Source organism: Desulfovibrio sp., assembly GCF_019424165.1.
Taxonomy (GTDB): domain Bacteria; phylum Desulfobacterota; class Desulfovibrionia; order Desulfovibrionales; family Desulfovibrionaceae; genus Desulfovibrio.
Genome location: NZ_JAHZAA010000003.1, coordinates 62,963 through 77,472, shown reverse-complemented (window position 1 = coordinate 77,472; position 14,510 = coordinate 62,963). Strand labels below are relative to the sequence as shown.

The window sequence follows — 14,510 nt, the reverse complement described above, 5'->3', positions numbered from 1 at the left end:
GCCAACCCCAGCCATCTGCCCGACCCCACATCAATCGACACCCTTTACGAACCCTATGTGAGCATGGATATTCATGTGCCCAACGAATACGTGGGCAACGTCATGAAACTCTGCGAAGAAAAGCGCGGCACGCAAAAAAACCTGCACTACCTTGCCGCCAACCGCGTAGTGGTCACCTACGAACTGCCTTTTGCCGAAATTGTTTACGATTTCTTCGACCGGCTCAAATCGGCCACGCGCGGCTATGCCTCTATGGATTATCATCCGCTGGACTACCGTTCCTCTGACCTGGTACGCCTGGACATCATGCTCAACGGCGAGCCTGTTGACGCCCTGGCCGTCATTGTACACCGCGACCGCGCCTATACCTACGGCCGGGGGCTGGCCCTCAAACTCAAGCGCACCATTCCGCGCCAGCTTTTCCAGGTGGCTATTCAGGCAGCCATCGGCCAGAAAATCATTGCCCGCGAAACGGTTTCCGCCTTCCGTAAGGACGTAACGGCCAAATGCTACGGCGGCGACATCAGCCGTAAGCGTAAATTGCTGGAAAAACAGAAAGAAGGTAAGCGCCGCATGAAACGCATGGGCAACGTGGAACTGCCGCAGGAGGCATTTCTGGCGGCCCTCAAGGTGGGCGACGACTAACCCAGGCACACAATCTGTCATCAAACGGAAGGGAGGCTTTTCGCAAAAAGCTTCCCTTCTTTCGTTTCCTTCACATGAGCAGAGCGCCATGCGCAATTGCCCCACTGCTGTCCGGGCAAACGCCTGCCACGAACGCAAAAACCGGCTTCAGCACCGGGCCAAAAACTCCACCGCCGAAGCAAGGCCGCCGAGGCGCGTGTTGCGCTCCGTAACGGCCTGCATCGAACGGCTGACCACGTACATCCCGGCGTTGTAATGCACTGCTGCCTTTACATACGCATACGGCGCATGGACTCTTCACTGACGCCCATGCGGCGCATGCACATATTGAAATAGGCCCGCCAGGGGAAATAGCTGGTGTCGCCGCGCCATTCAGGATTCATGGCCGTGGCTTCCCGCCGGCACTGGCGGTACGCTTCAATATCCTGCTGTTCTTCAAATGTCAGCGGCCGCTGCTCGCGCGGCGCGCAGGAACACAGGCAGGCGGCAAGAACAAGGCAGAGCACAAGGGCCATGCGGCCACCACCCCTTGCCCCCGGAACAACCGAAGAAAACACTGGCCTCGCGCTGCCCGCCTTGTTGCCTGACCCTGAATCGTGAGTGACGCCGGGGCCAACGCCGTTTCCGCTTTCTGCCATATGCCCGGCCGTGTGATCATAAGGGCCGCTGCTCACCGGTTTCGTCCTGTTCATGCCATACTCCCGGCGGCTTTCGCCGCCCGCGCATGCAAAAGGCCGCCCCCACGGGGCGGCCTTTTGCATTTAATCAGTCATGGGTAACGCTCTAGTACGCGTGATCGTCATCCAGATCCTTGGGCAGCACCGGCGCGGAGAACAGCCGGTACATCCAGAACTGGTACAGCAACACGATGGGAACCATCACAAGCGCCACACCCAGCATGATCTTGAGGGTCAACTGGCTTGAAGCACCGTTAAAGGCCGTGACAGTGGCGGCCGGGTCAATGGAAGAAATGATCATACCCGGGTACATGCCCATCACGCCAAAGAAAGTGACACCCAGGATGAAGAGGGCGCTGAAGCCCCAGGCCATCCACAGCTTGCCCGCATGCAGCATTATGCGCGCGCCGATCAGGCCCGCGAGGGCCACCAGGGGCAACACGAGCAGGGCGGGCATGGCCAGGTAGTTATCATACAGCTTGGTGTAAAACGCCGTAAGGATAAGAAAGGCCACCAGCAGCACGAGCATGATGGGCCACACAAAGCTGGCCGTGGCCACAGCGCGGATCTGCAGTTCGCCCCGGCTTTTTATGGCCAGCCACAAGGACCCGTGCAGCACGAACATGCAGAGAAAGAATATGCCGCCAGCCAGGCCGTAGACATTCAGCAGGCCAAGCAGATTGCCGTGATACACGCCCTGGGCATCTACGGGGATGCCCATGAACAGGTTGGCAAAAGCCACGCCCAGCAGAATGCAGGGTACGAGGTTGGATACAAAGTGGACGCCGTCCCACAGGCTGCGCCACGCGGCATGCTCCACCTTGCTGCGAAACTCGAAAGACACTGCCCGGAAAATCAGGGCAAAGAGCAGCATCAGCAACGGCGCGTACAGGGCGCTGAACATGACCGCATAGGCCTTGGGAAACGCCGCAAAGGTGACGCCGCCAGCGGCGATAAGCCACACCTCGTTGCCGTCCCAGAACGGCCCTGCGGCATTATACATGATGCGGCGTTCGTTTTCGTCTTTGCCAAGAAAGGGCAGCAAAGAGCCCATGCCCAGGTCAAAACCGTCCAGAATAAAGTATACGGCCCACAACAATGCCCACAGCACAAACCAGGTAGTTTCCAGCATGGCTACACCTCCTGGGCGTCCGGGCCCTTGATGGCAAATTTGCGCAGCAGATAGATGTCCAGAATGCCAAGCAGCGAGTACACGCCAATAAAGGCCACCAGAGAAATGACCACATTGTCGGCCGGTATGGGCGACACGGCATCTGTGGTGCGCATGAGATTATAGACGATCCACGGCTGGCGGCCGATTTCTGTCACGGCCCAGCCCACCATCAGGCCGATGTAGGGCAATGGAATATTGTACACCAGCAGCCTGAGCAGCAATGGATTGGGGTTTTCCTTCTTGCGCTGAAAAAAAGCCCATGCCGAAAGCACCAGAAATATGCCCGCCAGGGCCACCATAGTGCGGAAAGTCAAAAATACGGGCAGTACCGGGGGCCGGTCTTCTTTGGCAAAATCCTTGAGTCCCTTTACCTCGGCATGCACGTCGTCAAAGGCGATCCAGCTCAGCAGACCGGGAATGCCGAGGGCCTGCACGGTATTTGTTTCATTTTCCGGATCAGGCCACACCAGCAGATAGAAAGGCACGTCAGACTGTGTTTCCCAGTGCGCTTCCATAGCGGCCAGCTTGGCAGGCTGATACTTGGCTACGGTCTTGCCCTGCTGGTCGCCCGAAAGGGCCAGCAGCAGCACGAAAATCAGGGTAAAAGGCGCCACCATCCTGAAAGAGCGGCTGAAGAATTCGGTATTGCTCTTGCGCAGCAGATGCCAGGCCGAAACGCCCAGCACAAAGAAACCGCCGAGCGCCCATGAGGCTATGACGGTATGCGCATACATGCCCCAGGCGTAGGGGTTGGTAACAACATCATAAAAGCTTGAAAGCTCGGCACGGTTGTTGGCTTCGTTGATGTAGTAGCCCACGGGGTTCTGCATGAAGCCGTTGGCAAGAATGATCCAGAGCGCGGAAATATTGCCCGCGATGGCCACAATCCAGATGGAGGCGAGGTGCAGCTTCTTGCCCACACGGTTCCAGCCGAAGTGCCAGACCGCCAGAAAGGTGGATTCAAGAAAAAAAGCCACCGTGGCTTCAATGGCAAGCAGCGAGCCGAAAATGTCGCCCACATATTCAGAATACCTTGACCAGTTGGTGCCGAACTGGAATTCCAGCGTAATCCCGGTCACCACGCCCAAGGTAAAGTTGATGACAAAAAGTTTTCCCCAGAATTTGGTCTGTTTTTTCCAAAATTCGTCCCCGGTCCGTACATAGCGGGTTTCCATCCAGGCAATAATTACCGAGAGGCCCAGCGTGAGGGGCACGAAAACAAAATGAAAAAACACGGCCACAGCGAATTGCAGACGCGAAAGCATTACGACGTCCATTAGGCCCTCCTTGGATATCCTTACCGCGATTTACTATTTCCAACAAAGAAAGGCAAGTAATTATGAATATTAATATATCCATAACATACTGCCAAACGTGACTTTATGCCTTTGGTATTTTTTTGCCCAATGGCAAAATGGCCCCACGAAGCTGCATTTTTTTCGCCTCGCAGCCATCACGCCCCTTGAAAAATCAAAAAGCGGTATTATCTGCAAGGATATCGCTTTTCAGGAGGTTTGTCATGGCAGAGGCAGATAGGAATCCCCGCCAGTTTCGTGCAGAGGTGCGTAAGGTTTTACATATCCTTACCAACTCCCTCTATACCAACCGGGAAATTTTTTTGCGTGAGCTTATTTCCAACGCTTCGGACGCGCTGGACAAACTGCGTTTTCGCATCAACCGCGGCGAAAGCCCCCGCTTGCCCGATCTGCCGCTGGAAATTCGCATTTCGCTCGACAAGGAAGCGAAAACCATCACCATTGCCGATACCGGCCTGGGCATGACTGCCGAAGAGCTGGCCGAACACCTGGGGACCATAGCCAAATCCGGCTCAGAGCAGTTTCTGGCTGACATTGCGGCCGAAAATGCCGCCAAGGCAAAATCCGCCAACGGCAAGGGCCATGCCGCGGACGAAGAGCAAAACACCGAGGCCGAGGCTGATGCCGCCAACATCATCGGACGCTTCGGTGTGGGCTTTTATTCGGTTTTTATGGTGGCTGAAAAAGTCGCTGTTACCTCGCGCCCGGCATTTGGCGAAGACAGCACAGCCCACACCTGGACCAGCGACGGTCTTGGAACCTACACGGTAGCCCCGGCGGAAGGCGACGAACCCAAACGCGGCACAACCATCACCGCATGGCTCAAGGACGATGCCGTGGAATTTCTTGAAAAATTCCGCGTGGAGTCCGCCATCCGCAAGCATTCGGCGTTTGTGCCTTTTCCTGTCCTTGTGGACGGTGAGCAGGTCAACACCCAGCCCGCCCTGTGGCGCGAACCCAAGTTTTCCGTCACGCAGGAGCAGTACGCAGCCTTTTACAAGGCGCTTACCTATGACAGCAAAGATCCGCTGGACGTACTGCATTTTTCCGTTGACGCTCCTGTGCAGTTCAACGCCCTCTTTTTCATTCCCGACAATGCCCAGGACTTCTTCGGCGCAGACCGCGACTTCTGGGGGCTGGACCTCTACGCCCGCCGTGTGCTGATCCAGCACCGCAACAAAGAGCTGATCCCCGAGTACCTGGCATTCCTCAAGGGTGTGGTCGACACCGAAGACCTGCCCCTGAACATCTCGCGTGAAACGCTTCAGGAAAACGTGGTCTTGCGCAAGATCAATCAGGTCATCGTCAAGCAGACCCTCGGCCACCTTGAAAAGCTGGCAAAAAATGATGCGGAAAAATACGCGACCTTCTGGCGTCTGCACGGCAAGTTATTCAAGCTCGGCTATCACGACTTTGCCAACCGCGAGCGGGTCACCGCCCTGCTGCGTTTCAACTCTTCCACCCTGGCCGACGCAGAAGCCCTGACCAGCCTGGACGAATATATGGAGCGCGCGCCCGAAGGGCAAAAAACCTTCTGGTATGTGGCCGCGCCCAACCGTGAAGCCGCGCGCCTGAACCCGCATATGGAGCGGTTTCGCCAGAAGGGCATAGAGGTTCTTTACCTTTTTGAACCCATTGACGAATTCGTCATGGACGGCCTTGGCCGCTATAAGGAATGGGACTTCAGGTCTGTGGAAACCGCGGCTGATGACGCCCTCAACGACTTCAGCGACAAGGAAAGCCCGGCCCGCGAGGCTGCCGCCCCCCTTTCGGATGAAGACAGCACCAGCTTTGACGGCCTGCTGGCCCGCATGAAGGAAGTTCTGGGCGACAAGGTAACGGAGGTGCGCGTTTCGCATCGCCTGGCCGACAGCCCCGCTGTGCTTGTCTCGCCTGACGGCGGCCTTTCCTCGTCGATGGAAAAGCTGCTCAAGGTCATGCAGAAGGACGACTCCCTCCCGGTCAAGGTGCTGGAGGTCAACCGCGACCACCCTCTGCTGCGCAACATGCTGCGCATGTTCAAGGCCGACAGCAGCGACAGGATCCTGGCCGAGATGACCCAGAGCCTTTTTGACGCCAGCCTGTTGCTGGACGGCTACCTCAAAGACCCGCAGGCCCTGGCCGCCCGCACCGGCAAACTGCTGGAAGAAGCGGCAGCCTGGTATACCGAGGTGCGTAAGATCTAGCTCGGCATGACAGCCGCTCATGACCGCCGCTTGAGATGCCTTGAGGGGTGGGATCCTTTTATACAGGGATCCCACCCCTCAATACTTTTATTCTTTTCCAAACCTGTTACCGGAACCGTCTGACCTGAAACGGCAGGCCCGGAGCCTGCACCTTTCAGGCCGCACAAAAGTACTCTACTCTGGAATATCAAAGCATCACCCCTTTGAGAATGTGCATTCGCAAAGGGGTGATATACGTTCGTTCCAGCGCTGACCGCGCAACAACTTGCGCTTGTGCCTCCACGGCGGCAACAGCCCGCACAGACGCCAGAGCACTTGCAAAAAAAGCCCCGAACACCGTGCGGTTTGCCAGAATGCCTTACAGAATACGCACGCCGTCTTCTTCCACGAGCACGGTATATTCCCAACGCACCCCGCCCCACTGGCGGTAGTACAGGCCCGGCTCCACGGTAACCACCATGCCCGGCTCAAGCAGGCCTTCGGCACGCGGCGAAAGACTGGGGGCTTCGTGGGTTTCAAGCCCCACACCGTGGCCCAGGCCATGAGTAAAGGCGTCGGCGGTTCCGGCTTTTTCAAACACTGCCCGCGCATGGCCGTAGGCATCCCTCAGCGGCTGCCCGGGGCGCATGGACTCTATGGCCGCGGTCTGCGCCTGGCGCACAAGGTCATAGGTACGGCGAAACACATCAGTGGGCTGCTGCCCCACCCAGAAGGTGCGGGTCTGGTCCGAGCAGTAATCATCCACCCGGCAGCCGATATCCACCAGCACCGGGCAGTTGTCGATCACAGGAACATCCCCCGGTATGGCGTGGGGCAGGGCCGCGTTTTTGCCCACAGCCACAATATTGGCAAAGGCCAGTTCCGAAGCGCCGTTTTCGCGAAAAAACTTTTCAATAAGCCAGCTTACCTGGTTTTCGGTACGCCCCGGCTCAAGCTGCCCTTCAATCCATTGCAGCAATTTGTGGTTGAGTGCAAAAGATTTTTCCAGCGCCGCCACCTCGCAAGGCTCCTTGATGCGCCGCAGATGTTCCACCAGGCCATCGGCGGCCTCGCAGTACAAACCCGGCCCGGCCGCAGCCAGATCACGGGCAAAGGCCAGAGTAGTACCCTGCGCCTCAATGCCGATGCGGCTGCCGCAGTCCCGCAGCAGACTGTAAATATCTCTGGCCGCATAGCCGCCGTAGATAAACACACGCTCATCATCCCACAGGCGGACGGCGGCATCCAGATAGCGGGGGTCTGTGGCCAGCCAGTCACGGCCGTCGGCGGTAATCACCAGCCGTCCGGCGCTTTCATTATACTGCGGATCGTGCAGCTCAAATCCTGAAAGATAAAAACGGTTGGCGGCCTGGCTGACAAGCAGCGCATCCAGGCCGCGCCTGCGCATGGCCCGGCGAAGTTTTTCGCGGCGGGCGGCATATATCTGCTTCATGAGTATTCTCCTGCCGCCAGTATAGCGCGTGCGAACCGCCCTGAAAAGTTGAAAAATATCCGGCGCCGGCAGCCCGCCGCCAGCCGTTCAAACCGCGGCGCATGCCCTTTTGGGAACAAGCATTGGCGCCCCTGCAAAAGCCACATTAAAAAAGGGGGTTTAATTGTCCCATTTACACGGCAGCACCCGGTTGACCAGTTGACCAAGTACGCCTATAGTCAGCGCATGTCGCAACCAACTTCATGCGAGCTGAGTGTTCTGGACCTTGTACCCTTTGGGCAAACCGGCAACGAAAGCCGCTTCTTCGCACTGCGCCTTACCCGCCCCGAATGGACCAAGTGGCGGCCGGGCCAGTTTGTCATGATCCGTCCCCAGACTTTCGGGCTTGAAATCCCCTGGGCTCGGCCCCTCGGCATATGCCATATGACCGCCCGGCACATGATCTGTTTTTTTCAGGTTGTGGGCAAAGGCACAAAGCGCATGTCCGAACTACGCCCCGGTGACAAGGTGCGCGCATGGGGTCCCCTCGGCAACGGCTTCGTTACCGAACCCGACACCCCCACGCTGCTGCTGGCCGGGGGCATGGGCATCGTGCCTTTTGTGGGCTACGTGAGCGAGCATCCCAAGCCCTGGAACGTCACAATGCTTTTCGGCCATCGCGAGTCCATAAGCTGCTACCCCGTAGACAGCATCAATGAGCATGTGCCGCTTGACAGCCTGCGCGAAACCGTACCCGGCGATCTGGACAATTTTATTTTTTCCATACAGGAGCGCATGACGGAATACGCCGAACAAAAAGGTCTTGTTCTGGCCTGCGGCCCCACGCCGTTCATGCGCACCGTGCAAAAATTCGCCGCCGAACTGGGCGTGCGCTGCCAGCTTTCTCTCGAAAACCGCATGGCCTGCGGCGTGGGAGCCTGCCTTGGCTGCGTGACCAAAACAACAGAAGCCTGGCCCGTACCCGCCAAGCGCGGCAGTCAGGTCCAGGCATGCAACCACGGCCCTGTATTCTGGTCGGATCAGGTAGAGCTGTAGCCTGCTGAAAGACAGCGCGCGGCATTGCACACTATTTTGCCCCGCAGCGTCCCTTGTGGCCGGAACACGGGGCAGGCACGCCTGCCTGGAGTGACCGGCAGCGGGTCAGGTCTTGCCCCGGCTTTCGGCACGGCACGAGTTTTCAAAAAATCCGCGCAGAGCGGTTGCATCTTTTCAGCTTCAGGCAGGGCGTCCCTTTGCAAATGCCCTTTCGTAAAGGCTGAAAACGCTTGCCCTGCCGTTGTGCCGCGCAAACGCAGTGCGCTTTTATGGCCCGCTTCAGCCCTTGCGCCGAAGAAATTACGCATGCAGGCAACCTGCGCGGCACACGCCTGTTCACATGGCAGTTGCGCCACTGGCGGGCCTTGCGGACAACCATTGCGGTGTGGCGGGCGCTTGCGCCAACGCGAGTGTTTTCAATGTGAAACCGCTCGCGTTCTGCACCGCTTCCGGGTGCTTTCACGCTATGAACACCCTGCTCTCTGCCGGGACGCGGCAGGTTCGCCGGAAAACAGGCCGCACAGGCGGCACGTTTCCCGCGTTCCCCCGCCGAAAGGGCAGCGAACAGAAACGCCTAGCGGAACACGCCCCGGCGGGAACAAAACACCTTGCCACCCCCGCCCGGCGCATGGATGTGCGCCCCGGCGGGTCTGCGTGGTTACTGGAGAATGCGGTATGGATCTTTCTGTTACGCTGAACGGGCAAACGCACGATCTGCCCATCAAAAATCCCATACTTACGGCTTCCGGCACGTTTGGCTACGGTGTGGAATTCGCCAGCTACGGCGACCTTGCCGGTCTTGGCGGCATGGTGGTCAAGGGGCTTTCCCTCGAGCCGCGCGAGGGCAATCCCACCCCGCGCATCGTGGAGACCGTCTCCGGCATGCTCAATGCCGTTGGCCTGCAAAATGACGGCGTGGATGTCTTTTGCAAGCAAAAGCTTCCGCTGCTGCCCTGGCAGGAAACGGCCGTTATCGCCAATATTTATGCTTCTTCTGCCGAAGAATTCGGCCGTCTGGCCGCCCGCCTCAACCATGAGGAAGGCGTGGCCGCCCTGGAAGTGAACGTGTCCTGCCCCAACGTGCGCGAAGGCGGCGTGGCCTTCGGCCAGGACCCGGGCATGATCGCCCAGGTCACGTCCATCGTGCGCCACGCGGCCCCCGACAAGCACATCATGGTCAAGCTTTCGCCCAACGTCACCGACATCACGGTTATGGCGCGCGCTGCGGAAGACGCCGGGGCAGACAGCATCTCCTGCATCAACACCCTGCTGGGTATGGCCGTGAACCTGCAAACCCGCCGTCCTTCGCTGGCAAACGTGGTGGGCGGGCTTTCCGGCCCGGCCATCAAGCCTGTGGCCCTGCGCTGCGTGTGGCAGGTGGCCCGCGCGGTCAAGATTCCTGTAATCGGCGTGGGCGGCATCTCCTGCGTGGAAGACGTGCTGGAATTCATCCTGGCGGGTGCGCACGCGGTTCAGATCGGCACGGCAAGCTTCATGCGGCCGGACTGCGTTTTTGACCTTGTGCAGCAACTGCCCGAAGCCTGCGAGCGCCTGGGCATCACCTCGCTGGAAGAGCTGCGCGGCAGCCTGCAAGTGGACTGATTCATGTCGCTTAACGTCATTGCAGCCCGGTCCGAGGCGGAAACAGGCCAGTTTATGGACCTGCCCTGGAGCATTTACGCCCAAAGCCCCCTATGGACGCCGCCCATAAAAAGCCAGGAGCGGGAACTGCTCACGCCGGGTCAGCATCCCTTTTGGGAAAACGCCCGCCGCAGGCTTTTTCTGGCCCTGCGCGACGGACGGCCCGTGGGGCGCATCGCCGCCATTATTGACGATAAGTATAATGCATACGCAGGCGAAACCTGCGGCGCTTTCGGCTTTTTTGAGTGCGAAAATGACCGCGAAGCCGCCCATGCCCTGCTGGATGCCGCCAAAAACTGGCTGGCAGCCCAGGGGATGACCTTTATGCGCGGGCCGCTGAACCCCTCCACCAACTATACCTGCGGCCTGCTGGTGGACGGCTTTGAACTTGCCCCCACCATCATGATGCCCTGGAACCCGCCCTACTATGCGGAACTGCTTGAAAGCTGGCATCTGCGCAAGGAGCAGGATCTTTTTGCCTATCTTATAGAAAGAAAAAATTTCAACCCGCCGGAATGGCTCCACGAAGAAGTGACCCGCCTCAAAAAAGAAGGGCATTTCACCTGTCGCACTTCCGGCAAGGCTACGCTGACCCAAGACATCCGCGACATGTTTACCCTGTACAAGGAGTCGTGGGCGCAGAACTGGGGTTTCTCACCCTTGTCGGACGCCGAAGCCGAACAGCACGTCAAAGAACTCAAGGCCGTGCTGGACACGGATTTTTTCGTGCTCTTTTTCCACAACGGCAAACCGGCTGCGGGCATGGTTGCCCTGCCCGACATGGCCCCCCTGCTGCGGCGCCTCAACGGCAAACTGGGGATTACAGCGCCGTGGCACTGGTGGCAGGCGCGCTCCGAAATACGCGGCGGCTACCGCATCATTCTTTTCGGCATCCGTGAAGAATTCCGGCTCATGGGCCTGCCCCTGCTTTTGCTGGACTATCTGATGGAAAAAGCCCATCAGAACCCGGACTTTCAGTGGGTCGAAGCCTCGTGGGTCCTTGAAGACAACGTGGCCGTCAACGATCTTATCGAAGATTTTTCAGGCCGCCTCACCAAGCGCTACCGCATCTACCGCAGGGAGATCGGGGCATGAACGCGGCGGCTCACGGTACAGGTATGAAAACATCCTCTGATTTTTCAGGCACGACCGCCCCCGGACAAGCCTATCAGCCGGGGCAGCATGCAGGCTGCGCCAACGCCGGCCATCTCACGGGCGTCAGGGTTCTGCTCACAGGCGGAACCGGCTTTGTGGGGCGGCATCTGTTGCCGCAACTGCTTGAAGCCGGGGCGCAGGTGACCTGCCTCACGCGCTCAAGCTCGCACATTGCCCACCTGCCGCAAGGCGTGGCCGTGGCCCAGGCGGATCTCGCCAGCGGGCGCGGCCTGGCCGAGGCCCTTGAGGGGCAGGATATGGTCATACACATGGCCGCCCTGCTTTTCGGCCTGGGCTGGCAGGACTATCTGCGTGCCAATGCCCGCGCCGCCCGCAGCCTGGCCGATGCCGTCATGCAGGCCGACAGGGCCGCGCATACCGGTAAAAATGACGGGCGCAAAGGCATACGGCGTTTTGTGCTGGTGTCCAGCCTGGCGGCCACCGGCCCCTGCGGCACAGCCCCCGGCGTGGAAGACGACGCGCCGCCCTCACCCGTTTCCGCATACGGCTGGTCAAAAATGCTTACCGAGCAGATCCTGGGCCGCGCCCTGGGCGACCGCCTGGTCACCCTGCGCCCGCCCATCATCTATGGCTCCGGCGACAAGGGCCTGCTGCCCGTGTTCAAGGGCGTCATGTCCGGTCTGGCTGTCAGCCCCGGCGCAGGGCGGGAATTTCCCGTCAGCGCCGTGCATGCCCGTGACATGGGGCAGGCCGTCATTTGCGCCTGCCGCGCCGAAGCAACGGGCGTCTACCACCTCAGCGACGGCCAGGAGCACACCATGAGCGGCTTTTGCCGCGCCATGGGCGCTGCGGTGGACAAAGCCCTTGAGCGCGAACCGCGCCGGGTGCGCGTCATCCGCATGCCCCTGCCCGTCATGGCGCTCACCGCCGGGCTGTCGTCGGCTTTCGGCATTATGGCCGATGCCCTGCTGGCCCGGTTGCCCGCCCGCTTCGGCGGCCGCCTGCGCCGCGCACCCAACTGGAATATGGACAAATACCGCGAAGCCCGTCAGGCGGGCTGGCTGTGCAACAGCAGCCGCATACGGCGCGAACTTGGTTTCACGCCGTGCATGAGCCTTGAGGCGGGAATGAAAGAAGCCGTAGAAGGCTACCGCCGTGAGGGCTGGTTGTGAAAATAACGATTCAGGAACTTTCCAAATCATTTGGTGGCCGGGATATTTTCAGCAATTTCTCGCTGGAGGTCGATTCTGGTGTGCGTCTGTGCGTGTGCGGTCCCAACGGCACGGGCAAATCCACGCTTTTGCGCCTGCTGGCCGGGGTGGATGCCCCGGACGGCGGCCGTGTCATACTGCCGCGCGGCTGCCGCATGGGCTATGTGGAGCAGGAGCTTTCAGAAGAAGCCCTGGACACGCCCCTGCTGACCTATGTGCTGGATGTGCTGCATGACTGGAACGATTTTTGGGCACAGTGGGAAGATGCCGCCGCCAGCAAGGACGAGTCCCTGCTGACCGAACTCATGCACCGGCAGAGCGAACTTGAAGCGCGTTACGGCTATAATCCCGAGCACCGGGCCAAGGCTGTGCTTTCGGGTCTTGGCTTTGCCGAGCGCAAGTGGCACCGCACCCTGCGGGAGCTTTCCGGCGGCTGGCGCGAGCGCGCCAAGCTGGCCCGCGTACTCACTGCCGGGGCCGACGTGCTCCTGCTGGACGAACCCACCAACCATCTGGATATGGAAGCCGTGGAGTGGCTGGAGTCCTTTCTGCTGGACTTCAAGGGCGCGCTGGTCTTTGTGGCGCACGACCGCCGTTTTATGGACACGGTGGGTACGCATGTGCTTTACCTCGGCCTGTCGCGCCCCGTATTCCGCAAGGCCACCTATACCCAGTTTCTGACCCTTCAGGACGAGTATAACGCCCAGCGCGAACGCGAAGCCCGCGCCCTCAAGGACGAACTTGACCGCAAAATGGCCTTTGTGGAGCGCTTCCGCGCCAAGGCCACCAAGGCCCGTCAGGCCGGATCGCGTCAGAAGATGGCGAAAAAGCTTGAAAAAGAGCTGGAAGACTACCGGCCGGAACCCAAACGTAAAGAGCTGAACTTTACCTGGCCCGAAGCGCCGCATTCTGAAAAAATCGTACTCTCTGCCGCAGACCTGGACTTTCACTTCACCGACGGCAAAAAAATGTGGCCGCCACTGAGCTTCGCCCTGTATCGCGGCCAGCGTATCGCCCTGGTGGGGCACAACGGCTGTGGCAAGTCCACCCTGCTCAAACTGCTGGCAGGCAGTCTTGAACGCTGCGGTGGCAATATGGTCACCTCGTCCCAGGTGCGGCTGGGCTACTATACCCAGCACCAGATGGACACCCTGCGCGGCGACACCACAGTGCTTGGCGAAATCCGCCGCCTGTCCGACCCCCGCACCACAGAAGAAGAGCTTATGAGCGTGCTCGGGCTGTTCATGCTGGGGCAGGAATACTTTGACCGTCAGGTCAGCGGCCTTTCAGGCGGCGAAAAAAGCCGCCTTGTGCTGGCAAGCCTGTTTCTGAAGCGCTGCAACTTTCTGCTGCTGGACGAACCAACCAACCATCTGGACCTTGAAAGCCGCGAAGCACTTGTGTCGGCCCTGCAAAAATTCACAGGCACCCTGCTTATGGTGGCCCACGACCGCTGGCTGCTCTCCCAGGTGGGCGCTGAAGCGTGGGAGCTTGACAAAAACGGCCTGACTGTGTTCTCGGATTTTGCCGCATATGACGCCGAGCGCCGCGCCCGCATGGCAGGTACGGGGCAAACGGCCCCGGCCGCTTCCGGCGGTGCGGCCTCCGGCCGGAGCGCCTCGGGCGATCTGGCGCAGGAGGTTCTGGCGCAAAACCTTTCGCGCGAAGAGCAAAAACGCCTCAAACGCGAACAGGCTGAAAAGCGCAACGCCCTGCACAAGGAAATCAAGCCTCTGCAAAGCAAGTATGATGCCCTGGAAAAAGAACTTACCGGGGTGCTTGAAAAGCAGGGTACGGTGGAGGCCCAACTGGCCGACCCCGACGTCTACGCCGATCACGGAAAAGCTGCGGAACTGCTGAAGAGTTTTGAAGCCTGCAAAAAACGCGGCGAAGACATCTTTGAGGAAATGACCGCTCTTGACGAGCGCATGGAAGCCGTGCGCGCACGGTGGAATACAGAAGACTGATCCAGGCTGGCAAGGCTCGTGGCCTGCTTGCGGCTCCGTGCGACATGGCCGCACCGCAGCAAGGCGCCTGCCGCACTGCCCTTGACAGGCATCTTGCGGCCGGTCCAGGG

At 59.6% G+C, this 14,510-nt stretch carries 10 protein-coding genes and 1 pseudogene; 7 read left to right on the top strand and 4 right to left on the bottom strand.

Annotated features, from left to right (window positions below; translation table 11 throughout):
• A pseudogene (locus QZ377_RS02370) lies at positions 1-645 on the top strand (elongation factor 4); the annotation flags it as partial.
• A 269-nt stretch (positions 646-914) separates the two neighbouring features.
• Here QZ377_RS02370 and QZ377_RS02365 read toward each other — a convergent pair.
• The 3 genes from QZ377_RS02365 to QZ377_RS02355 all read right to left on the bottom strand — a co-directional run bounded on the left by QZ377_RS02365 (position 915) and on the right by QZ377_RS02355 (position 3,773).
• Positions 915-1,337 (bottom strand): hypothetical protein, encoded by a 423-nt coding sequence (locus QZ377_RS02365; protein ID WP_291439180.1) that lies wholly within the window; start codon positions 1,335-1,337, stop codon positions 915-917.
• A gap of 91 nt (positions 1,338-1,428) precedes the next feature.
• Positions 1,429-2,454, bottom strand: a complete 1,026-nt coding sequence (cydB, locus tag QZ377_RS02360) for a cytochrome d ubiquinol oxidase subunit II (protein ID WP_291439178.1) — start codon at positions 2,452-2,454, stop codon at positions 1,429-1,431.
• A gap of 2 nt (positions 2,455-2,456) precedes the next feature.
• Positions 2,457-3,773 carry a cytochrome ubiquinol oxidase subunit I gene (locus QZ377_RS02355; protein ID WP_291439176.1) on the bottom strand — a complete coding sequence of 439 codons (1,317 nt, stop codon included), beginning with the start codon at positions 3,771-3,773 and terminating at the stop codon, positions 2,457-2,459.
• A gap of 242 nt (positions 3,774-4,015) precedes the next feature.
• On the opposite strand from QZ377_RS02355, the gene htpG reads away from it, so the two are divergent.
• Positions 4,016-5,998, top strand: coding sequence for a molecular chaperone HtpG (gene htpG / locus QZ377_RS02350; protein ID WP_291439174.1), 1,983 nt, complete (start codon positions 4,016-4,018; stop codon positions 5,996-5,998).
• A 358-nt stretch (positions 5,999-6,356) separates the two neighbouring features.
• On the opposite strand, the gene QZ377_RS02345 is transcribed toward htpG, so the two are convergent.
• On the bottom strand, positions 6,357-7,430 hold the full coding sequence (locus tag QZ377_RS02345; protein ID WP_291439172.1) for an aminopeptidase P family protein: 1,074 nt from the start codon (positions 7,428-7,430) through the stop codon (positions 6,357-6,359).
• A gap of 225 nt (positions 7,431-7,655) precedes the next feature.
• Between QZ377_RS02345 and QZ377_RS02340 the strand changes: the two genes are divergently transcribed.
• The 5 genes from QZ377_RS02340 (at position 7,656) to QZ377_RS02320 (ending at position 14,400) form a co-directional block, all read left to right on the top strand.
• Positions 7,656-8,465 carry a dihydroorotate dehydrogenase electron transfer subunit gene (locus tag QZ377_RS02340; RefSeq protein WP_291439347.1) on the top strand — a complete coding sequence of 270 codons (810 nt, stop codon included), beginning with the start codon at positions 7,656-7,658 and terminating at the stop codon, positions 8,463-8,465.
• A gap of 675 nt (positions 8,466-9,140) precedes the next feature.
• Positions 9,141-10,067: a dihydroorotate dehydrogenase gene (locus QZ377_RS02335; RefSeq protein ID WP_291439169.1), complete on the top strand. Its 927-nt coding sequence runs from the start codon at positions 9,141-9,143 to the stop codon at positions 10,065-10,067.
• 3 nt (positions 10,068-10,070) lie between these two features.
• Positions 10,071-11,201: a hypothetical protein gene (locus QZ377_RS02330; protein ID WP_291439167.1), complete on the top strand. Its 1,131-nt coding sequence runs from the start codon at positions 10,071-10,073 to the stop codon at positions 11,199-11,201.
• A 23-nt stretch (positions 11,202-11,224) separates the two neighbouring features.
• On the top strand, positions 11,225-12,394 hold the full coding sequence (locus tag QZ377_RS02325; RefSeq protein WP_291439165.1) for an NAD(P)-dependent oxidoreductase: 1,170 nt from the start codon (positions 11,225-11,227) through the stop codon (positions 12,392-12,394).
• Entirely contained in the window at positions 12,391-14,400 is a 2,010-nt protein-coding gene (locus QZ377_RS02320) for an ABC-F family ATP-binding cassette domain-containing protein (RefSeq protein WP_291439163.1), read from the top strand. Before QZ377_RS02325 ends, QZ377_RS02320 begins: the two co-directional genes overlap by 4 nt.
• The last annotated feature ends 110 nt before the right edge of the window (positions 14,401-14,510 follow it).

Bases quoted from the DNA above. Each gene is read 5' to 3' on its own strand.
- QZ377_RS02335 (WP_291439169.1), top strand. From the start codon at position 9,141: ATGGATCTTTCTGTTACGCTGAACGGGCAAACGCACGATCTGCCCATC.
- htpG (WP_291439174.1), top strand. From the start codon at position 4,016: ATGGCAGAGGCAGATAGGAATCCCCGCCAGTTTCGTGCAGAGGTGCGT.
- QZ377_RS02330 (WP_291439167.1), top strand. From the start codon at position 10,071: ATGTCGCTTAACGTCATTGCAGCCCGGTCCGAGGCGGAAACAGGCCAG.
- QZ377_RS02325 (WP_291439165.1), top strand. From the start codon at position 11,225: ATGAAAACATCCTCTGATTTTTCAGGCACGACCGCCCCCGGACAAGCC.
- QZ377_RS02345 (WP_291439172.1), bottom strand. From the start codon at position 7,430: ATGAAGCAGATATATGCCGCCCGCCGCGAAAAACTTCGCCGGGCCATG.
- QZ377_RS02340 (WP_291439347.1), top strand. From the start codon at position 7,656: ATGTCGCAACCAACTTCATGCGAGCTGAGTGTTCTGGACCTTGTACCC.
- QZ377_RS02355 (WP_291439176.1), bottom strand. From the start codon at position 3,773: ATGGACGTCGTAATGCTTTCGCGTCTGCAATTCGCTGTGGCCGTGTTT.
- cydB (WP_291439178.1), bottom strand. From the start codon at position 2,454: ATGCTGGAAACTACCTGGTTTGTGCTGTGGGCATTGTTGTGGGCCGTA.
- QZ377_RS02365 (WP_291439180.1), bottom strand. From the start codon at position 1,337: ATGAACAGGACGAAACCGGTGAGCAGCGGCCCTTATGATCACACGGCC.